The sequence below is a fragment of the Ruegeria sp. HKCCD7255 genome (assembly GCF_013031565.1).
Lineage (GTDB): Bacteria > Pseudomonadota > Alphaproteobacteria > Rhodobacterales > Rhodobacteraceae > Ruegeria.
The window spans coordinates 1-17,534 of record NZ_WQAG01000003.1 but is presented as its reverse complement, the minus strand read 5'-3'; the positions used below and the strand labels follow the sequence as shown (position 1 = coordinate 17,534).

At 57.9% G+C, this 17,534-nt stretch carries 23 protein-coding genes and 1 tRNA gene; 11 read left to right on the top strand and 13 right to left on the bottom strand.

Annotated features, from left to right (window positions below; all coding sequences use genetic code 11):
- Positions 1–269 precede the first annotated feature (269 nt).
- The gene (locus GOX45_RS06775; RefSeq protein WP_171099321.1) at positions 270–515 is read left to right on the top strand and encodes a hypothetical protein; all 246 of its coding nucleotides are present in this window, start codon (positions 270–272) and stop codon (positions 513–515) included.
- Positions 516–569: 54 nt separating this feature from the next.
- Here the strand turns inward: GOX45_RS06775 and GOX45_RS06770 are convergent, their stop codons facing one another.
- Positions 570–2,114, bottom strand: a complete 1,545-nt coding sequence (locus GOX45_RS06770; RefSeq protein ID WP_171099319.1) for a trimethylamine methyltransferase family protein — start codon at positions 2,112–2,114, stop codon at positions 570–572.
- A gap of 422 nt (positions 2,115–2,536) precedes the next feature.
- Here GOX45_RS06770 and GOX45_RS06765 point away from each other — a divergent pair, with 422 nt between their 5' ends.
- Positions 2,537–3,055 carry an outer membrane protein gene (locus GOX45_RS06765; RefSeq protein WP_171099317.1) on the top strand — a complete coding sequence of 173 codons (519 nt, stop codon included), beginning with the start codon at positions 2,537–2,539 and terminating at the stop codon, positions 3,053–3,055.
- A gap of 4 nt (positions 3,056–3,059) precedes the next feature.
- Here GOX45_RS06765 and GOX45_RS06760 read toward each other — a convergent pair whose 3' ends face one another.
- From GOX45_RS06760 to GOX45_RS22215, 4 genes are read right to left on the bottom strand one after another with little or no spacing between them, the layout of a single operon-like run.
- Entirely contained in the window at positions 3,060–4,244 is a 1,185-nt protein-coding gene (locus GOX45_RS06760) for a pyridoxal phosphate-dependent aminotransferase (protein ID WP_171099315.1), read from the bottom strand.
- Between the two features lie 55 nt (positions 4,245–4,299).
- Entirely contained in the window at positions 4,300–4,647 is a 348-nt protein-coding gene (locus GOX45_RS06755) for an MmcQ/YjbR family DNA-binding protein (protein ID WP_171099313.1), read from the bottom strand.
- A 1-nt stretch (position 4,648) separates the two neighbouring features.
- Entirely contained in the window at positions 4,649–5,131 is a 483-nt protein-coding gene (locus GOX45_RS06750) for a hypothetical protein (protein ID WP_171099311.1), read from the bottom strand.
- A gap of 33 nt (positions 5,132–5,164) precedes the next feature.
- On the bottom strand, positions 5,165–5,293 hold the full coding sequence (locus GOX45_RS22215; RefSeq protein WP_256367842.1) for a hypothetical protein: 129 nt from the start codon (positions 5,291–5,293) through the stop codon (positions 5,165–5,167).
- A 55-nt stretch (positions 5,294–5,348) separates the two neighbouring features.
- Here GOX45_RS22215 and cysS point away from each other — a divergent pair, with 55 nt between their 5' ends.
- From cysS to GOX45_RS06735, 3 genes are read left to right on the top strand one after another with little or no spacing between them, the layout of a single operon-like run.
- A complete protein-coding gene (cysS, locus tag GOX45_RS06745; RefSeq protein WP_171099309.1) occupies positions 5,349–6,851 on the top strand; it encodes a cysteine--tRNA ligase in 1,503 nt (500 codons plus the stop codon).
- Complete coding sequence (gene cimA, locus GOX45_RS06740) at positions 6,848–8,482, top strand: citramalate synthase (protein ID WP_171099307.1); 1,635 nt, start codon at positions 6,848–6,850, stop codon at positions 8,480–8,482. The genes cysS and cimA overlap by 4 nt, the downstream gene beginning before the upstream one ends.
- Positions 8,479–9,261 (top strand): squalene/phytoene synthase family protein, encoded by a 783-nt coding sequence (locus GOX45_RS06735; RefSeq protein ID WP_171099305.1) that lies wholly within the window; start codon positions 8,479–8,481, stop codon positions 9,259–9,261. Before cimA ends, GOX45_RS06735 begins: the two co-directional genes overlap by 4 nt.
- A 5-nt stretch (positions 9,262–9,266) precedes the next feature.
- Here GOX45_RS06735 and GOX45_RS06730 read toward each other — a convergent pair whose 3' ends face one another.
- Positions 9,267–10,493 (bottom strand): MFS transporter, encoded by a 1,227-nt coding sequence (locus GOX45_RS06730; RefSeq protein ID WP_171099303.1) that lies wholly within the window; start codon positions 10,491–10,493, stop codon positions 9,267–9,269.
- 99 nt (positions 10,494–10,592) lie between these two features.
- Here GOX45_RS06730 and GOX45_RS06725 point away from each other — a divergent pair, with 99 nt between their 5' ends.
- Genes GOX45_RS06725 through GOX45_RS06710 form a run of 4 tightly spaced genes read left to right on the top strand, consistent with a single transcriptional unit; the run spans position 10,593 to position 12,690 of the window.
- On the top strand, positions 10,593–11,225 hold the full coding sequence (locus GOX45_RS06725; RefSeq protein WP_171099301.1) for a DNA-3-methyladenine glycosylase: 633 nt from the start codon (positions 10,593–10,595) through the stop codon (positions 11,223–11,225).
- A complete protein-coding gene (locus GOX45_RS06720; RefSeq protein ID WP_171099299.1) occupies positions 11,222–11,887 on the top strand; it encodes an alpha/beta hydrolase in 666 nt (221 codons plus the stop codon). The genes GOX45_RS06725 and GOX45_RS06720 overlap by 4 nt, the downstream gene beginning before the upstream one ends.
- Before the next feature lie 3 nt (positions 11,888–11,890).
- A complete protein-coding gene (locus tag GOX45_RS06715) occupies positions 11,891–12,394 on the top strand; it encodes a GNAT family N-acetyltransferase (protein WP_171099297.1) in 504 nt (167 codons plus the stop codon).
- Positions 12,388–12,690: a putative quinol monooxygenase gene (locus tag GOX45_RS06710; RefSeq protein WP_171099295.1), complete on the top strand. Its 303-nt coding sequence runs from the start codon at positions 12,388–12,390 to the stop codon at positions 12,688–12,690. The genes GOX45_RS06715 and GOX45_RS06710 overlap by 7 nt, the downstream gene beginning before the upstream one ends.
- 5 nt (positions 12,691–12,695) lie before the next feature.
- Here the strand turns inward: GOX45_RS06710 and GOX45_RS06705 are convergent, their stop codons facing one another.
- Together GOX45_RS06705 and GOX45_RS06700 are read right to left on the bottom strand one after the other, a co-directional pair.
- Positions 12,696–13,121, bottom strand: a complete 426-nt coding sequence (locus GOX45_RS06705; protein ID WP_171099293.1) for a VOC family protein — start codon at positions 13,119–13,121, stop codon at positions 12,696–12,698.
- A 32-nt stretch (positions 13,122–13,153) separates the two neighbouring features.
- Entirely contained in the window at positions 13,154–13,759 is a 606-nt protein-coding gene (locus GOX45_RS06700; protein ID WP_171100130.1) for an rRNA large subunit pseudouridine synthase E, read from the bottom strand.
- 213 nt (positions 13,760–13,972) lie between these two features.
- Here GOX45_RS06700 and GOX45_RS06695 point away from each other — a divergent pair, with 213 nt between their 5' ends.
- Positions 13,973–14,560, top strand: coding sequence for an HNH endonuclease (locus GOX45_RS06695; protein ID WP_171099292.1), 588 nt, complete (start codon positions 13,973–13,975; stop codon positions 14,558–14,560).
- A gap of 3 nt (positions 14,561–14,563) precedes the next feature.
- On the opposite strand, the gene GOX45_RS06690 is transcribed toward GOX45_RS06695, so the two are convergent.
- Entirely contained in the window at positions 14,564–15,028 is a 465-nt protein-coding gene (locus GOX45_RS06690; RefSeq protein ID WP_171099290.1) for a disulfide bond formation protein B, read from the bottom strand.
- The gene (locus GOX45_RS06685) at positions 15,025–15,603 is read right to left on the bottom strand and encodes a YqaA family protein (protein WP_171099288.1); all 579 of its coding nucleotides are present in this window, start codon (positions 15,601–15,603) and stop codon (positions 15,025–15,027) included. The genes GOX45_RS06690 and GOX45_RS06685 overlap by 4 nt, the downstream gene beginning before the upstream one ends.
- 142 nt (positions 15,604–15,745) lie before the next feature.
- On the opposite strand from GOX45_RS06685, the gene GOX45_RS06680 reads away from it, so the two are divergent.
- Positions 15,746–15,831 (top strand) — tRNA-Leu (locus GOX45_RS06680).
- Between the two features lie 113 nt (positions 15,832–15,944).
- Here the strand turns inward: GOX45_RS06680 and GOX45_RS06675 are convergent.
- The 3 genes from GOX45_RS06675 to GOX45_RS22250 all read right to left on the bottom strand — a co-directional run.
- Positions 15,945–16,673: a tyrosine-type recombinase/integrase gene (locus GOX45_RS06675; protein ID WP_171099285.1), complete on the bottom strand. Its 729-nt coding sequence runs from the start codon at positions 16,671–16,673 to the stop codon at positions 15,945–15,947.
- A gap of 314 nt (positions 16,674–16,987) precedes the next feature.
- Entirely contained in the window at positions 16,988–17,191 is a 204-nt protein-coding gene (locus GOX45_RS06670) for a hypothetical protein (protein WP_171099283.1), read from the bottom strand.
- A 96-nt stretch (positions 17,192–17,287) separates the two neighbouring features.
- Positions 17,288–17,534 (bottom strand): hypothetical protein (locus GOX45_RS22250; RefSeq protein WP_305851944.1); only part of this gene is annotated, 247 nt, incomplete at its 5' end.

Sequence of the window (17,534 nt, the reverse complement as noted above, 5' to 3'; positions counted from 1 at the left end):
GCTTCGGCCCCCTTTCTTTCTTTCAAGGCCTCGCTGGCATCTTAGGCAGGTGCCCGCCGGATGTGCTGGCCGCCATCGGGCAAATTTCGCCGAAACACGGATATCGCGTTTCACCCAGCGGTTGCTTGCAGATGCGACTCGGACAATCCAGCAGAGAATGGCGCGAATTCACGCGACGCGGCAGGTTGGGGTGGCGCGATGCCTCGATCCCGTATGTCTTGCGGCTGTCCGGACTCACATATCAAAGCAACCAATCAAGAGGCACCACAATGAAACTGCAAAATCTTACACTTATCTCTGCCATCGCGATCGGGCTGCCAACCCTTGGGCTGGCGCTAAGCGCGGCGGATACCAATGGCGATGGTGTTCTGACCATCGAAGAAGTGCAGGCCATCTTGCCCGATATTGACGCCGACAGCTTTGCGTTGATGGACGCAAACGGCGATGGCGCGCTGGATGTGGATGAGATCGCAATCGCACAAGAGGCTGGTTTGCTTCCCCCAAGCAACGGCTAACCTGCTGATTGTGTTGGCGGTCCGAGCCCTCTCGGGCCGCCTGTTATCAACGGGTTACTGCGGCAAATGAATGTTGAACCTGGTTCGTAATTCGGCATCCAGCTCTGGGGTGAATCTTGCCGGTGACGGTGTCGACAGAATCTCAAGCTTGCGGGCTGTGGCCTTCTCGACCAGATCGGGCTTGTCCAACTCGGCCCATTCCTTGGGTGACGTTCGGTCTCCCAAAGTGGGATAGACATAGTCGGATTGCATACGGCTGAGCGTTGCGTCCGTGCCCAGATAATGGCCGGGCCCACCCATGCACACCTGCGCAATCTGATCCAGAGCCAACGTATCCTCAGATACATCAATGCCGCGCACGCAGCGCAGTGCTTGTCCAATCAGATCATCGCTGAGGATCAGCGACTCGTGGCAGAACCCCAGCAGCGACGAATGCATCCCGGCGGCCTCATAGACCATGTTAAGGCCCGACAGCCCGGCCATGACATTCGAACACATCTGCTCCCATCCGGCCTGCATGTCTGGCAGCTTGGCATCGCTGGCCCCGGCGGCAGCCCCACCGGGTAGGTCATAGAATCGATGCATCTGAGCGCAGCCCGCTGACAACAAGGCCTGTTCCCCCGATCCCACCGACATCGCGCCTGTGCGCAGGTCCAGACCAAAGGGCCAGGTGCCAAAGACCGCAGGCGCACCGGGTTTGACCGCGTTCACGTAAACCAATCCGGCCAGACATTCTGCGGTGGCCTGAACAATGGCGCCCGCGATGGTTGACGGCGCGGTAGCCCCGGCCATTCCGGCAGACAACAGCAGGATGGGCATACCCGCCTTGATGCATTCCTCCATCACCAGGCAGCTTTCGGTGGCGAACTTCATCGGCGGCACCACAAAACAGTTGGTATTCGACACAAACGGACGTGCGCGCCAATTGTCCTCACCGCCTGCAATCATGTGCAGCATCTCCATCGCCGGGGCGACATAGTTTGGGTCGGTGAACGACGTGCCTACGTGTTTGTAGGTGCCGGAACAACAGGCATAGATCGTGTTCAGATCCATCTCGCGGTTGTCTTCGATATCGCGACAGACCATGGGGCGTTGAACAAAGTGGATATTTTCCAAATGCTCGCAAATCCGCGCGGCATCATGCAGATCCTGAACCGTCGAGTCGCGGTATTCCCGGCCGTCGACATCAACCATGTGCACCGCAGCACCGGCGGTGCCATAATGTACCCGCGTGCCGCTGAGATCGAGGTCGAATTTTCCGTCCCGGCTGTGCAATGTGACGGCGCGATTGGCACGGGCAAGGGTATCTTCGACCAGCGCGGGCGGAAAGCGCAGGCGTCCATCATCGCCCAAAGTGCAGCCCGCATCGGTCAAATAGTCGATCCCACTTTGCGGTGCATCAGCGAGGCCAATGGTTTCCAGCGCTTTGAGCGCAGTTTGGTGAATACGCTCAAGGTCGTGCTGCGCCAGCGGTTGATAAACGCCGCCTTGCAGTCCTGGACGAACGGGGCGCAAGTGATCGGGCAAGGCCGAGGCACGCGCAGCGCGTCGGGCGGCGCGACCGCCGCTGCGAGTGGTTGAGCGGGATTGGTCATTCATGGGTGTATTCCAGAGTCAGATCGAATGTCGTGGTGGAAAGAAATTCGTCAGCTCATGGTCTTCCACGTGCCGCACGCCCGCGATCCGCACCAATCGTGCGGCTTATCAGGCAAATCTTCCAGTTTTCATTTGGCATCGGCACCTCGTGGCAGTGGCCTTATTGGTGCAGATTGAGGCGACACAGTCTGTTCTGTTTGCGACGTTTGTTCCGCATGGGTAAACGGGTGTGTGAAAGGCGCATCGAATCCGATGCAATCACAATTCAAACACTAGGATGTGAGAATAGTTTTACGCTGCAGCTTCGAAATCTGTTAACCTGACCTTAGGTTATTGGTGAAATGAGTTGATCATAGGGAATTGAGGCCATTTTCCCCGCGTTTGGGGTGAAGAGGGCAAACCTCGTTCCGTTTTCGGAGTTGCTGTTGAAACTGATCCAGGCAATATCGTTCTCTGCAATAGCGGCTTTTGCCAGTCCGACTTTGGCCGAGGATTGGACGGGAGCCTATGCTGGATTCAGTTTCGGTTATGCGGATGTCGATGGGCCCGCAGGTAGCGGGGGCAGTACCGGTATTTTCGGGCCACATGTCGGTTTCGACTATGATTTCGGCAATATCGTTCTGGGCGGCGAGCTTGAGTACAACCGATTTAACTTGGACCTTGGCCAATCTGAGGGCAGCCTGGACAGCATGTCTCGCTTAAAGCTGCGCGGCGGGTATGATTTCGGCTCGGCGTTGGGATATGTGGTCGTTGGGACCGCACGCGCTGAAACCTCAGGCGATAGCGATACGGCTGCGGTTTATGGAATCGGTGTTGCCTATCCGATCAACGACCGTTTCATTATCAGCGGTGAGGCGTTGCGGCAGGATTTTGACGGGCTGCCCGAGTCAGGTGGAGGACTTGACGCCAACGTGTTCAACCTGCGCACAACCTTTCGCTTCTGACCTTCTACGCCGCTCCGGATTTCTGCGCCAGACCAGCTGCGAAATCACATAGAATTCCGAGGGATGCGGCGAATTTCTCATCCTCAACCGTCATCGCAACGCGAATGTGGCCAGCAGCAGATCTGCCAAAGCTTTCGCCGGGCATGACGGCGATGGCGTGGGTGTCCAAAAGCGCATTTGCAAAGGCCTCACCGCTCAGACCAGTGGCACGAATATCCAGCATCAGATACATGGCCCCTTGCGCCGGAACCAGATGGATCACGTGCTGGCGCGACAGGATGTCGATGGCAATGGCACGGCGGCGGATGAACGGCGCCGAGATTTTGTCTTCAAGGGCAGTACCGGCATTCAAGGCAAACTCTGCCGCGTCCTGAATAAATCCGGGCACACCATAGGTGGTATGGGTCGCAAGGTTGATCAGATGTTCAATTGCGGTTTCAGGCCCGACAATCCAACCGCAGCGCGATCCTGTCATGGCATGAGACTTGGACATTGAGCCGACAACCAGCGTTTGCTGGTCCATGCCAGGAAGAGAACGCGGTGAGATATGCGAACCTTCCCAGACCTGTGTGTCGTAAACCTCATCCGAGATCAGCCAGAAATTTCGGCGCTGACACAAGCCGGCAATATCGCTCAGCGTCTGCGCGGAATAGACCACCCCGGTCGGGTTATTAGGGGAGTTGATCAGCAATGAAACCGCCCCGGCGGCCTGCTCTTCGATCAGTCCGGCACGCGGTTGAAAGGAATCTTCGGCTCGGGTCTGAATGGCCCGCGCCTGCGCACCTGCCGCCCGAATCGTGCCGGGATAGGTGGCGTAATAGGGATCCATAAACAGCCCCACGTCACCGGGGTCACACGCAGCTGTATGGGCCGCAAACAGGGCCGCCTGACCGCCGGGCGTGATCAGAACGTTGTCGCGCGTGGTCGGTACGCCGGTGCGCGCCTGCACGCGGGCTGCCACTGTGTCACGCAGTGAATCAGTGCCGGGGACCATGGCGTATCCGGTGTGCCCACCGCGCGCGGAGACGTCCATCGCGGCCAGGATCGACAGATCTGTTCGAATGTCATGTTCACCGATGGTCAATTCGGTGACCTCGTGCCCGTCCCGGATCATTCGCCGCGCGCGATAGAATACATCCCAACCGTCGCTGTCTCCGGTCAAATGGGTGATGTGATGCGACAATTTCATGGGCTGCTCCGGGACGAGTGTGTCGCCGAACTTGGGGCAGAGCGCGCGCGAAATGTCAATCGTCGCGTGGCGGTAGCGTGGCTTGTAATTTTTTGGTCAGAGATGCACGTACCAGATCGTAGGAACTCAGCAAGCGGTGGCGCATCTCGGTCGGTTCTGCATCAAGCGGGAGCCGGATCCAGCTGCGGTGGAAATAGGGGGCTTTGACGCCGACTCCGGCGTCGATCAACATCTGTGCCGTTTCGATATCACGGGTCTTGACCGATACGCCGTCCTGAACCGCGCCGATACAGGCGAACATTTTGCCACCGACTTTCCAGGCGTCGTGGCCGCCGCCCCAGGGATCGGACAGCTCGGCGCCCGGCAGCTTTTGACAGATATTGTTGACCGCGGCGCGCGACATCTCAGAGTTTCTTCGTTTCAGAGCGGTAATATTTGTTCATCAAAATGATGATCTGAATAATGCGCAAGATCACCACAAAGGGGCTGTTGGGGCTGGAACTGACATGGGTTTCTTTGCTTTTCGAGATTTTCCCAAGCGTCTGAGCCTTTTTGAAAGCTGCATCCATATAGCGCTTTTCGAAGGTTCGCACTTGCCCTCGGAAATTGTCCGCAGCGGTCTTTCGTTCGGCACGCGACAGCATTTTGATATTCTTCGAGGCTAGCGCCAGAATGCTGCGCAGCTCTTTGTCGACATCGACCATGGTTTTAAGGGCGGCGGTGGCCTCACGTGACAGGGTGCTGGCGTCCAAAACGGGCAGGCCTGACATCTTGATCATCAAATCCAACTGCTTCAGCACGGGCGTCATCTTGCGTTCCAGCAGCCGGATCCGTTTGCTGGTTTGACTTAGAAAAAACAGGTTCTTGGCATCGGATTTTTTCAACATAACGGCCACCACAAATAAGAAACACGGGCCATTTTACCATTTCAACGGCTTGGCGCAAAGAATGTCACCTGCTATGGTCCCGGCATGAACCGGATGACCTGCATCATTATCTGCTGCATTTCCTGCTGATTTTTCCAGCGGGCCGGTTTCTTTCGTTTTCATCTCTGAGACAAGTTGCTAAGCCCGCGCCAACGCGCAAGCCCAGGAGCATGGCCTGATGACGACGATCAAACTGCACAATACGCGGACGCGGACAAAAGAAGATTTTGTTCCGATCGACCCTGAAAACGTGCGGATGTATGTCTGTGGACCCACCGTCTATGACCGCGCCCATCTGGGCAACGCGCGCCCCGTCGTGGTGTTTGATGTGCTCTACCGTCTGCTGCGCCATGTCTATGGTACGGAGCAGGTGACTTACGTGCGCAATTTCACCGACGTGGATGACAAGATCAACGCCACGGCCTTGGCCCGCAAAGAGGCCGGGGCCGAGGGGTCGCTGGAGCACTTGGTGCAAGAGCGGTCGGATGAGACCATCGGCTGGTATCTGCACGATATGGGGGCGCTTGGGGCGTTGGAGCCCAACGCGATGCCGCGGGCGACGCAATATATTCGCCAGATGGTCGAAATGATCGAAGATCTGATTGCCAAGGGTCATGCCTATGTGGCTGAAGGCGATGTGCTGTTTGCTGTGGACAGTTGGAAGGAAGGCTATGGCAAGCTCTCGGGGCGGTCAGTGGATGACATGATCGCCGGGGCGCGGGTCGAAGTGGCGCCTTACAAGAGAAACCCGATGGATTTTGTCCTGTGGAAGCCATCGAGTGATGACTTGCCGGGATGGGACAGCCCCTGGGGGCGGGGACGTCCGGGCTGGCATATCGAATGCTCGGCCATGGCCTATGAGTTGCTGGGCGCGAGTTTCGATATCCATGGTGGCGGCAATGACTTGATGTTCCCGCATCATGAGAACGAGATAGCGCAAAGCTGCTGCGCCCACCCAGAGGGCGAGTTTGCGCGGGTTTGGCTGCACAATGAGATGTTGCAGGTCGAAGGTAAGAAGATGTCCAAGTCGCTGGGCAATTTCTTCACCGTGCATGACTTGTTGGAACAGGGTGTTCCGGGCGAAGTGATCCGCTTTGTCTTCTTGCAGACGCACTATCGCAAGCCGATGGACTGGACTGCTGAAAAGGTTAACGAAGCCAGGGAAACACTTCGTAAATGGGCGCAGGTTTCCGTCGCCTCTGGGAGCGACAAAATTGATGATGATTTCTTGTGGGACCTCTCAGATGACTTGAACACCTGGGGTGCGATTGATCGCCTAAACGAACTTTACAGTGAAGATAATCGAGAATCTCTAACTGCTTCTGCTAAGCTTCTAGGGTTCGATCTATTAAGTATTGCAAAGTCTTCGTGGGCAAAGCCGTTCACAATTGAAACTATCGACGGATCCTACTTGGTTGAGGGTGTGGACTATCAACCTACGGTTGGCGTTGTTGGCTGGGGCGATGTTTCAGAGGAACTATCCGACGCAGCACTTTCGATAGTTCGAAAGTGGTTGAGGTACCGCCGCGAAAAGAATTGGGCAGATGCTGATGCTTTAAAGTCGGCCGCAATGAGGTTGGGTGTCGAATTGCGGGCAACACGTTCTTCCTCGGGTGTAAATGGAGGATTGGCTAGTCTGCGTGGTAACCCCATTGCGTCTGACTTGGAGTCTTTGCGATGACCAAAGAACGGCTCTACCTTTATGACACCACCCTTCGCGATGGGCAGCAGACGCAGGGCGTGCAGTTCTCGACCGCTGAGAAAGTACAGATCGCACAGGCGCTGGATGCGTTGGGCGTGGACTATATCGAAGGCGGCTGGCCCGGGGCGAACCCCACCGACAGTGCGTTTTTTGAGGCCGCGCCCAAGACGTCTGCCCGTTTGACCGCCTTTGGCATGACCAAGCGGTCAGGGCGTTCGGCTGAGAATGATGACGTTCTGGCCGCCGTGATGAATGCAGGCACGCAGGCGGTTTGTCTGGTGGGTAAGTCGCATGATTATCATGTCTCTCACGCGCTGGGGGTTACGCTGGAAGAGAATGTCGAAAACGTCCAAGCCTCGGTTGCGCATATCGTGGCGCACGGGCGTGAGGCCCTGTTTGATGCCGAGCATTTCTTTGATGGCTATAAGGACAACCCGGGATATGCAGTTGAGGTCTGTCGTGCCGCGTTAGAGGCGGGTGCGCGCTGGGTGGTGCTGTGTGACACCAATGGTGGCGCTTTGCCGGGCGAGGTAGGGCGGATCGTGTCCGAGGTGATTGCAGCAGGCATTCCCGGTGACCATTTGGGCATTCACACCCATAACGACACTGAAAACGCGGTGGCTTGTTCGCTGGCGGCTGTGGACGCGGGCGCTCGGCAGGTTCAGGGCACGTTGAACGGGTTGGGGGAGCGTTGCGGCAATGCCAACCTGACTGCCCTGATCCCGACTTTGCTGTTGAAAGAGCCTTATGCGTCGCGCTTTGAGATCGGCGTGGATGCCGAGGCTCTGGCGGGTCTGACCCGGATCAGCCGTATGTTGGATGATATTCTGAACCGGGTGCCCAGCAAACAATCGGCCTATGTGGGCGCATCGGCCTTTGCCCATAAGGCGGGGCTGCATGCCAGCGCGATCCTCAAGGATCCGTCGACCTATGAACATATTGATCCCGCGCAGGTGGGCAATGCGCGTATCATTCCGATGTCGAACCAGGCCGGGCAATCGAACCTGCGCAAGCGTCTGACCGAAGCGGGGCTTGCTGTTGAAGCGGGTGACCCGGCTTTGGGGCGGATCCTGGATCTGATCAAGATGCGCGAGGCCGAGGGCTATTCCTATGACACCGCGCAGGCCAGTTTCGAGTTGTTGGCACGGGCCGAACTGGGGCAACTACCGGATTTCTTCGAGGTAAAGCGATATAAGGTCACGGTTGAGCGGCGCAAAAACAAGTACAACAAGATGGTCAGCCTCTCTGAGGCGGTTGTTGTGGTGAAGGTGGACGGTGAAAAGAAGCTTTCGGTCAGTGAATCGCTTGATGACGCAGGCAGCGACCGGGGGCCGGTGAACGCGCTGGCGCGCGCCTTGGCCAAGGATCTGGGGCAGTATTCCCCGATTCTGGACGATATGCATCTGGTGGATTTCAAAGTGCGCATAACCCAGGGCGGAACCGAGGCGGTCACGCGCGTTATCATCGACAGCGAAGACGGTCAGGGGCGACGTTGGTCGACCGTGGGGGTGAGTGCGAACATCGTTGATGCCTCGTTCGAGGCCTTGCTGGACGCGATCCAGTGGAAGCTGGTCCGCGATTGCGGGGCGCAACCGGCGGCGGCGGAATGACGACTGGTTTCAGCGAAGACGTTAAGGCCTGCGCTGCGCTTGTGCATCGCGCGGATCCCGATCGGTTCATGGCGGCGATGGCCGCACCGATTGATGCGCGTGCCGTACTGTTTCCGATCTACGCGTTGAATGTCGAGGTCGCGCGCGCGCCTTGGGTCACGCAAGAGCCGATGATCGCCGAGATGCGTTTGCAATGGTGGCGGGATGCGTTGCAAGAGATTGCCGAAGGTCCCGAGGTGCGGCGGCACGAGGTGGTAACGCCGTTGTCGGCTGTTCTGTCCTCACACCTGGCTGCTATGCTGGATGAATATGTCGCTGTAAGGCGTTGGGATATATATAAAGACCCGTTCGAAGACGAGGCGCATTTTGACGCCTATATCAATCACAGCGCTGGCAGTCTGATGGTGGCGGCTGCGCAGGCCCTTGGCCCGGCGGACGAAGAGGTCCTGCGTGATTTCGGTTATGCGGTGGGCGTTGCCAACTGGTTCCGCGCAATCCCGGAACTGGAAAGCCGGGGGCGTATTCCTTTGTTGGATGGTACAGCCGAGGGTGTGCAAGCTTTGGCTGAAAAGGCCTTGGCCCGGCTTGAGCGCGCGCAATCTCAACGCTCCAAGGTGCCGCCTTCTTCGCGACCTGCACTCTTTGCCGGGTGGCAAGCGGGGTGGGTGTTGCGCAAAGCAATGGCGCAGCCGCAACGCGTGGCCAATGGGCAGTTGTCGCAGGGTGAGTTGAGACGCAGATTGTCCCTGATGCGGGTGGCGAGCACCGGGCGTTGGTAGAGGCCTCAGGCCGTTTCGGGATCGGCCGGGCGCAGAACCAACCAAAGCAAAGCGCCGCCCGCCAGCGTCAGCAACGGGATCATCGCCAGGTTCACAGCGGTCCAGCCTTCGATTGCCGACCCCCCGGAACAGTTCATCAGCCCGCCAGACGCCACCGAAGCAAAGGTGACACCACCAAAGACCAGCAGGTCATTAAGGCCCTGCATCCGGCCGCGTTCCGCCTCGGTATGGCTTTCAGCCAGCATCGCCGTTGCGCCGATAAAACCAAAGTTCCAGCCGATACCCAGAAGGAAGAGGGCAAGATAGAAATTGCCAAGTTCAACCCCTTGCAAGGCAACAACTCCGGCAGCGGCCAGGATCATCAGGCCAATCGCCACAATCTTTTCAACGCCGAAGCGCGCGATCAGATGGCCGGTGAAAAAGCTGGGAATGAACATGGCCAGCACATGGCCGGTGACAATATCGGCGGCATCGCCCTCGGTATAGCCACAGCCGACCACGGCCAAAGGGGTCGAGGTCATCACAAGGTTCATCAGCGCGTAAGAGACCATGCCACAGATCACCGCCACCGCGATGCGGGGGGTTCTGAGCAGTTCCAACCGGCTGCGGCCTTTGGGATGGGTTTCATCCGGGCGTTCGGGTGTTGGGATATCAAGCGCAAAGAACAAGAGCGCTCCAAAGAGGTTCAGCGCAATGACCGCCAGATAGGTGCCCAGAAAGGGGATCACATAGGCCTGTGAGGTCAGTTTGACGATCTGCGGCCCGATGATCGCGGCAGCAAGACCGCCTGCCATGACGTAAGAGATCGCCTTGGGTTTGAAGTCGTCCGACGCCGTGTCGGCAGCTGCAAAGCGATAAAATCCGTGGGCGCTCATATAGACACCGGTCAGCAGGCTGCCGGCCAGAAATACAGGAAACGAGCCCAGAAACAGGCCATAGGCACCGATCAAGGCGCCCAATGCGCCAGCGGTGGCGCCGATCAGAAACCCTGCGCGTCGGCCCCAGCGTTGCATGATCGCCGAAATGGGTGTGGCCGACAGCATCGACCCCAGAACAATCAAAGAAATGGGCAGTGTCGCCAGACAGGGATTCGAAGCCAGTGACTGCCCGGCCAGCCCACCGACGATGAACATCATCGGCATCTGTGCACCCAGGATGGCCTGAGCTGCGACCAGCACGGCAACATTGCGTTTGGCCAGTGAATTGTCCGGGGTGGCGGTCGACATTGTCATGGGCCTATGCGTATCGGTGAAACTTCGACGGCACAAGCGGGTTGCATCTGCGGCACATGCGCCTAACGTGCGCGGGACAGCCAGACTGAAGGGGGGCGCATGTCCGTTGGCCGTATCATCGAAACGCCGGACTGCGTGACCGAAGGGGCCGACTGGCTGGCCAGCGCGTGCCCTCGAATGGCCTATGCGATGGAGCAAACAGGGCCGCTGCCTCTGCGCCGCAAGCCTGACGGGTTCGCGCAATTGCTAAGCGCGATTGTCAGCCAGCAGGTCAGCGTGGCCTCGGCCAATGCGATTTGGAAACGCCTACAAGATGCCAAGCTGACCGGTCCGCGCAAGATCATGTGGGCCAGCGATGACGACCTGCGGGCAGCGGGACTGAGCCGCCAGAAAATCCGCTATGCCCGCGCGCTGTCCGAGGCGCGGATCGACTTTAGGGCGCTGCGCGACACCCCGGACAACGAAGTTATCGCCATCCTGACCGAAGTGCCGGGGATCGGTGTCTGGACAGCCGAGATCTATGCCATGTTCTCGCTGGGCCGCGCGGATGTCATCGCGCCGGGTGATCTGGCCCTGCAAGAGGCTGCGCGAGTTCTTTACGAACTGCCCAAACGCCCCACGGACAAGGAACTGCGCCAGATGGCCGAGGCCTGGTCGCCCTGGCGTTCGGTTGCGGCGCGGGTTTTGTGGGCCTATTACCGGGTGGCAAAGCAAAGAGAAGGGATCAGATGACTCGGGTTTTGAATGCGCTTCGGAAAGAGCCTGTTTCGGGCGACACGCGCTCGGTCGTGGTGTTCGTGCATGGCTATGGCGCGAATGGGGCCGACCTGCTGGGGCTGGCCGATCCGCTGGGCGAACATTTGCCCGATACGCTGTTTGTGGCCCCTGACGCGCCCGAACAGATCCCCGGCATGCCCAACGGATTTCAGTGGTTCCCGATCCCCTGGATTGATGGGTCATCCGAAGAAGAGGCCCGACGCGGGATGGAAATGGCGGTTGAGGATTTCAACGCTTTTCTCGATGCCCTGATGGTAGACGAAGATGTTCTGCCCGAGCAGGTGGTTCTGTTTGGTTTCAGCCAGGGCACGATGATGAGCCTGCATGTGGCGCCGCGCCGAGAAGATCCGGTGGCGGGCATCGTGGCCTTTTCCGGTCGGCTGCTGGAGCCGGACCTGCTGCCGGATGAAACCGTCAGCCGGATGCCCATTCTGCTGGTGCACGGAGATGCGGATGATGTTGTACCGCCCCAATCGCTGCCCGAGGCCGCCGAAGCGCTCCAAGCGGCAGATTTCAAAGAAGTTTACGCCCATGTCATGAAAGGCACCGGCCACGGCATAGCACCCGATGGGCTGAGCGTGGCGCTGGCCTTCATGCGCGACAAGTTGAGTTTCTGACCCATGATCCCAGTCCGCCCGATGATGCGCGAAGATGTGTCGGCTGCATGTCGTATCTTGAACGATATCATCGCGGCGGGCGGTACCACTGCCTTTGAGATCCCGTTTTCCGAGGTCTTGTTTGCGCAAAGCTATCTAGAGGGCTCGGATCTGGTGTGCTGCCACGTGGCGCTGGATGACACGGGCGAAGTTGCGGGGTTTCAATGGCTTGGCGTGCACGAGGCGCTGCCCGAAGACTGCGCCGATATCGCCACCTTCACCCGCCGCAACCCGGTTTTGCGCGGGGCTGGTCGGGCGTTGTTCGCCGAGACAACAACACGGGCCAAAGCGCTTGGGTTCAACACTCTGAACGCGACCATTCGGGCGGATAACGTTCTTGGGTTAAGCTATTACGACAAGATGGGGTTCGTTGACTACTCGGTGCGATACGGCGTCAAGCTGCGCGATGGCACGCCGGTCAACAGGATCTCGAAACGGTTTGACCTGAGAAAGGAAGGCCCATGCTGATCGTTACCGGAACTGTCGAGGTGTCTGCCGACAACGTCGAAACTGCGACCCAAGCGGCGCAGACCATGGTTGCGGAAACGGTGAAAGAGCCGGGATTCCTGATCTGTGAATTCAGCCAGGTTCTGGGCCATGCCAACCTGTTTCGGGTCTATGAAGAATGGGAAGATCAGGCCGCGCTTGAGGCGCATTTTGCAACCCCTCATATGGCAGAGTTTGGTCGGGTGCTTGGCGAAATCGGTGTTGTTTCCAGCGAAATCTACCGGGTGGTTGGTGGAGAAAAGCAGCCGCTACGCTGATCAGACTAAGACCACAGATGCGGTTCGGCGAACTCGACCGAGTTTCCTGCAGGGTCTCGCACATACAAAGATCGCGCGCCATTTGGCCAGTCAAACTCGGCATCCACGGGGATGTTCCAGTCCAAAAGGTGTTTACGCATGACGGCGATTTCGTCTCGGGTCAGTACTAAACAGACGTGACCGGGGCCGCGCGCGCCATGTGGCGGCACAGGCAGGTCGGGGTTGAGCGGTGGGTGTTCGGTTTGCGCGGGGTTGAACACTAACAAAACCGATCCACCGACCCGGTAAAACACGTGCCGGTCCTTGACCCGCTGGATCTGTTCCAGTCCCAGAACCTCTCCATAAAACCGTTCGGCAGCATCCAGATCCGATGCATAGAGCGCTGCTTCCAAGATCGCCGATGGGGTGGGTATGTCCGGTGACACTTTCATGGCTCAAGCCTAGCAGACAAGGCCCGCGATTGTCACCGACGCGCGCGGCGGTCGCGTTTGCGCGGGGGGGGCGCGTTCAGCGACGGCATCGGCAGGCTTTCCCACGACCCGGGTGCGAGGTCGTCCAATGTCCAGTCGCCGATGCGATACCGGATCAGGCGCAGGGTAGGCAGGCCGACAGCGGCCGTCATCCGACGCACCTGTCGATTCTTGCCCTCACGGAGGGTCAATTCGATCCAGCTGTCGGGCACGGTTTTGCGTTCTCGGATCGGTGGAGTGCGCGGCCAAATCTCTTCGGGTTCGTCAATCTGACGCACTTTGGCCGGGCGAGTCACGCCATCCTTCAACTCGATCCCGTCGCGCAACGCCTTCAGGGCCGCCGGATCAGGGAGGCCTTCGACTTGCACCCAATAGGTTTTGGCCATCTTGTGCTTGGGGTCTGAGATCTGCGCTTGCAGCCTGCCATTGTCCGTCAGCAGCATCAGCCCCTCACTGTCGCGATCCAGCCGTCCCGCCGGATAGACACCCGGTACATCGATATAGTCCGACAACGTGCTGCGCGGGCTATCCGCGTTGGCCCGGTCGGTAAACTGGGGCAAAACGTCAAAGGGTTTGTTAAAGCGAATGAACCACGACATGCGCTTGGCAATAGCTTGCAAGCCAGCGCCACGCAACCTGTGGATAACTGTCATCAGCCTGTTACCGATTCGGCTTAACCAGTCTGCGACATATTGTGGAAAATCAGGACTTGTCAGAGTTTTAACACGATATATAGTCATCATAAGACCGGAGCGGGTGCTCTCCGCTCTGGCGTCACAAACGGGCAGCTGAGAGCGAGGAGCGATTCTGTGATGGACGGAGATTTCAGGACCGAATTTGTCAGAGAGCCGGGGATGCTCAAACAGCATCCGGCGCTGGTGCTGAATGCCGATTATCGCCCTTTGTCTTACTACCCGCTGTCGCTCTGGCCCTGGCAAGAGGCCATCAAAGCCGCCTGGCTGGACAGGGTGGATATCGTGGCCGAGTATGACGAGGTTGTCCGCAGTCCCAGTACCGAGATCCGAATACCCTCGGTTGTTGTTTTGAAGGACTATGTGAAACCCAGAAAGCGCGTGGCCTTCACGCGCTTTAATTTATTCCTGCGTGACGAATTCAAATGCCAGTATTGCGGCAGCCGGGACAATCTGACCTTTGACCATGTGGTGCCGCGCGCGGCCGGTGGCGTGACCAGTTGGCAAAACGTTGTTGCCGCCTGCAGCCCCTGTAACCTGCGCAAAGGATCGAAGTCGCTGCGCCAGGCCGGGATGTCGCTGACCAAACCTCCGCGTCAACCGGACGCCGAGGCGCTGCGCAATATCGGGCGCAAATTCCCTCCGAACCATCTGCACGACAGCTGGATCGACTTTCTCTATTGGGATGCGGAACTGGACGAGCAGTAAAGCTCAGCGCAACCGCCAGGCGGCAAGCCACAGCAGGACCAGCCCGGCGGATAGAAGCGCGTTCCATCCGGCCATCGACAGGCCCAGCATCTCCCACGCGATTTCATCGCAGCGGACGACGGGCGCATTCATGATCTGATCCAGCAGTTCCTCGGGCGAAAGTCCCGAGATGCTGCCAGAAGTGCAGGTGGAGGGGCCTTCCCACAGGCCCTTTTCAACACCAGCGTGAAAGATCCCGATCCCGGCGGTTGTGGCAGCGGCCAGTGCGCCCAGCAAGGGCAGGGGGCGGATCCCTGGAAAAACAAAGGCCAGAACACCGATCAGAATCGCTGCACCATGCGGGAACCGTTGCCAGATGCACATCTTGCACGGGGCAAGACTACCCAGATACTGAAAGCCCAATGCTCCCAACAGCAACGCCGCTGATCCGGCTGTCGCGAGTGCGATCAGGGTCTTGCGCGCGGTCATAGCAGTTTCACCGCCGCAAACCCGCCGATCAGCAGCAAGATGAACAGGGTGAACATCAGACCCAGACGTTTTTCAATGAAATCCCGGATCGGTTCCCCGTATTTCCAAAGCAGCCCGGCGACGATGAAAAACCGCAAGGCGCGCGCCAGGATCGAGGTGGCGATGAACGTGCCCAGAGGCATCCCGGTCCATCCCGACATGATCGTGATCACCTTGTACGGGAAAGGCGTGACGCCCGCAGTCAGAACCGCCCAAAAGCCGAAATCGTTGAACCGCGTATTGAACTCGGCCATGGCATCCGCTTTGCCCATCGCTTCAAGAATAGGCTGTCCGATGCTGTCGTAGAAAAACGCACCGATCGCATAGCCCAACAAGCCACCCAGTACCGAGGCGACCAGCGCCACGGTGGCGATCAGCCAGGCCCGAGACGGGCGCGCCAGGATCATCGGGATCATCAGGACATCGGGCGGAATGGGAAAGAAAGAGCTTTCGATAAAGGCAACAATCGCCAGCGCCCACAAGGCGTGCGGGTGGTCGGCCAATCGAATGGTCCAGTCATAAAGTGATTTCAGCATCCGCGCCAAATCCCATTTCAAATCCGGGAAAGCCAAATCACGAGGCCACGCAGGCGTCAACCATTGGTTGGCTCAAGATTTTGATTTGAGCGCTTTTTGCCTCTGGACCTTCCTGATCCTTGGCGCTAATCCACTGTGAGTGGCCCAAGTGGCGGAATGGTAGACGCAGGGGATTCAAAATCCCCCGGTAGTGATACCGTGCCGGTTCGAGTCCGGCCTTGGGTACCATAGTAAAAACAGTGGGTTAGGGAATCCGGCCTGCTGTTTTTTCTTTTGAAGAACTACCTTTACTCACACAGCTTACTCACACTTTCACGTTCTGGTCTTGTTCTGTTCTCGCATCAGATTCGACGGGTGTGAGCGGCTTTTGACAACCTGCGGCGATCAGCCTTTTTACGGTAGTACGCGACCATTTCGGCGCTCTGATTGGTGACGGCCTGAATTTGGGCGTCTGAACAACCTGCTTCGGCCAACCGGACGATCGCCAGTTTTCTTAATCCGTGTAGCACGTAAGGCTTAGCCTCTGGGCCTAGATCCTTGCGCCAGGCACGGAACGCCTTTTCAACGGCGTCGTATCCCAAGGGCTCGTTCAGGTTCTTTGCCAGCACGTGTTTGCCTGCCCTTGGCAGAGTCGCAATGTAGTCGCGCAGATCCTCAGGACAAAACACCTCCAATCGCTCGTCTGACTTTTCGTCCAGGACGTCCATCCATTCACCGCGAAATTGATCCCGCTCCATTTTGATAGCTGCGTTGGGGCGTTGCCCGGTGCCAAGGATCAATTCGGCAGCGGTCTTAACGGTTGCCGGCGCATCGGCTAGTTTGTTGACCATCCATTCCGGCCATGGTTCGAACTCGCGCTGTTTACCAAAATGGTCGATGCCAACAGAAGGGTTCGAGCCGAGCGGCCAATCAAGTTTATTGACGGCGTAGTTCCACAATAAGCTTACAGTCTGGAGACGCTTGTCGGCTTTTCTCGGGGTGTCTGCCAACGCATCGTGTACTTTCCGTAGTCCTTGCTTAGTGGTGCGCCTAACGTCCTTGCCGAAGTTATTCTCAAGCAGATCGTCCATTGCGCGGCGGTAAGACCGTTTCGTGCCGTCACTAAGCTTCGATTGTATGCGTGGGTCTTTGCGCCAGGTTTCGACCAGTGTTTGCCAAGTGTACTTCTCCGGTCTTTTCTGCTTCTCGTGGCACCCGGATTGACAGGCCCAATATAGCGCATCCAGTTCTTGTGGATCACCCAACCATTTTAGGAGAATTGTTCGCTGTCTCGATTTGCCGCCTTCGGTCCATGTGATGCGGTAGTATGGTTCCCACGCTTGCTTCGACCTGTTCCACTTCCAGACGAGACGAGGTTTTACAATCCGAGGCTTTGGTGGGCGCATTATACCTCCATGTCATCTTGGGGCCTGGCGGCGTCTCCGTTCAAGATCGCGCGCAAGTCTCTAACGTTCCAGCGCTCAATATCTCCAGCCAGCTTCATCGGCGGTGGCAGGGCTCCAGCATTAACTAGGCTGCGGAATTCTTTGGCAGTCATGTCCAGCAGATTAGCTGCAGTTCGTTCTTTGGCAAGCAATGGCAAACTCATTGCCGATCTCCGAGGTTGCGAAGAAGTGCGTTTCCACTAGGCAAGCAAGAAAAAACTTTGAATAGGGATCGTGACCGTTGCATTCAGCGCCCCCTTTCAATTGATGTACTTGGGTGGCGGTAAGTGTGCGTATACCGGCGGAGCTGGGCGCAAATAACTAAACAGCCGATTGAAGTCCACTAGCCCGCGTGTTTGCATCAAGTAGAAGTTGTGCAAAGTATTTTGGAAGAAATGTGTAATGGCCAGCGCGTCAATGTAGTTGCCTTGGCTAGTCGGCGCGCCATGCCCCAATTGTGCGGCAGGCATGGCGCAATGACGGGAACAGGTGTTCGTTGAGGCATTC

Coding starts and splice junctions, on each gene's coding strand:
- GOX45_RS22215 (WP_256367842.1), bottom strand. CDS start 5,293: ATGAAAACGAAAGAAACCGGCCCGCTGGAAAAATCAGCAGGAAATGCA.
- GOX45_RS06735 (WP_171099305.1), top strand. CDS start 8,479: ATGACGACTGGTTTCAGCGAAGACGTTAAGGCCTGCGCTGCGCTTGTG.
- GOX45_RS06715 (WP_171099297.1), top strand. CDS start 11,891: ATGATCCCAGTCCGCCCGATGATGCGCGAAGATGTGTCGGCTGCATGT.
- cysS (WP_171099309.1), top strand. CDS start 5,349: ATGACGACGATCAAACTGCACAATACGCGGACGCGGACAAAAGAAGAT.
- GOX45_RS06710 (WP_171099295.1), top strand. CDS start 12,388: ATGCTGATCGTTACCGGAACTGTCGAGGTGTCTGCCGACAACGTCGAA.
- GOX45_RS06725 (WP_171099301.1), top strand. CDS start 10,593: ATGTCCGTTGGCCGTATCATCGAAACGCCGGACTGCGTGACCGAAGGG.
- GOX45_RS06730 (WP_171099303.1), bottom strand. CDS start 10,493: ATGACAATGTCGACCGCCACCCCGGACAATTCACTGGCCAAACGCAAT.
- GOX45_RS06675 (WP_171099285.1), bottom strand. CDS start 16,673: ATGGACGATCTGCTTGAGAATAACTTCGGCAAGGACGTTAGGCGCACC.
- GOX45_RS06670 (WP_171099283.1), bottom strand. CDS start 17,191: ATGAGTTTGCCATTGCTTGCCAAAGAACGAACTGCAGCTAATCTGCTG.
- GOX45_RS06690 (WP_171099290.1), bottom strand. CDS start 15,028: ATGACCGCGCGCAAGACCCTGATCGCACTCGCGACAGCCGGATCAGCG.
- GOX45_RS06760 (WP_171099315.1), bottom strand. CDS start 4,244: ATGAAATTGTCGCATCACATCACCCATTTGACCGGAGACAGCGACGGT.
- GOX45_RS06755 (WP_171099313.1), bottom strand. CDS start 4,647: ATGTCGCGCGCCGCGGTCAACAATATCTGTCAAAAGCTGCCGGGCGCC.
- GOX45_RS06770 (WP_171099319.1), bottom strand. CDS start 2,114: ATGAATGACCAATCCCGCTCAACCACTCGCAGCGGCGGTCGCGCCGCC.
- GOX45_RS06720 (WP_171099299.1), top strand. CDS start 11,222: ATGACTCGGGTTTTGAATGCGCTTCGGAAAGAGCCTGTTTCGGGCGAC.
- GOX45_RS06685 (WP_171099288.1), bottom strand. CDS start 15,603: ATGCTGAAATCACTTTATGACTGGACCATTCGATTGGCCGACCACCCG.
- GOX45_RS06775 (WP_171099321.1), top strand. CDS start 270: ATGAAACTGCAAAATCTTACACTTATCTCTGCCATCGCGATCGGGCTG.
- cimA (WP_171099307.1), top strand. CDS start 6,848: ATGACCAAAGAACGGCTCTACCTTTATGACACCACCCTTCGCGATGGG.
- GOX45_RS06750 (WP_171099311.1), bottom strand. CDS start 5,131: ATGTTGAAAAAATCCGATGCCAAGAACCTGTTTTTTCTAAGTCAAACC.
- GOX45_RS06695 (WP_171099292.1), top strand. CDS start 13,973: ATGGACGGAGATTTCAGGACCGAATTTGTCAGAGAGCCGGGGATGCTC.
- GOX45_RS06700 (WP_171100130.1), bottom strand. CDS start 13,759: ATGTCGTGGTTCATTCGCTTTAACAAACCCTTTGACGTTTTGCCCCAG.
- GOX45_RS06705 (WP_171099293.1), bottom strand. CDS start 13,121: ATGAAAGTGTCACCGGACATACCCACCCCATCGGCGATCTTGGAAGCA.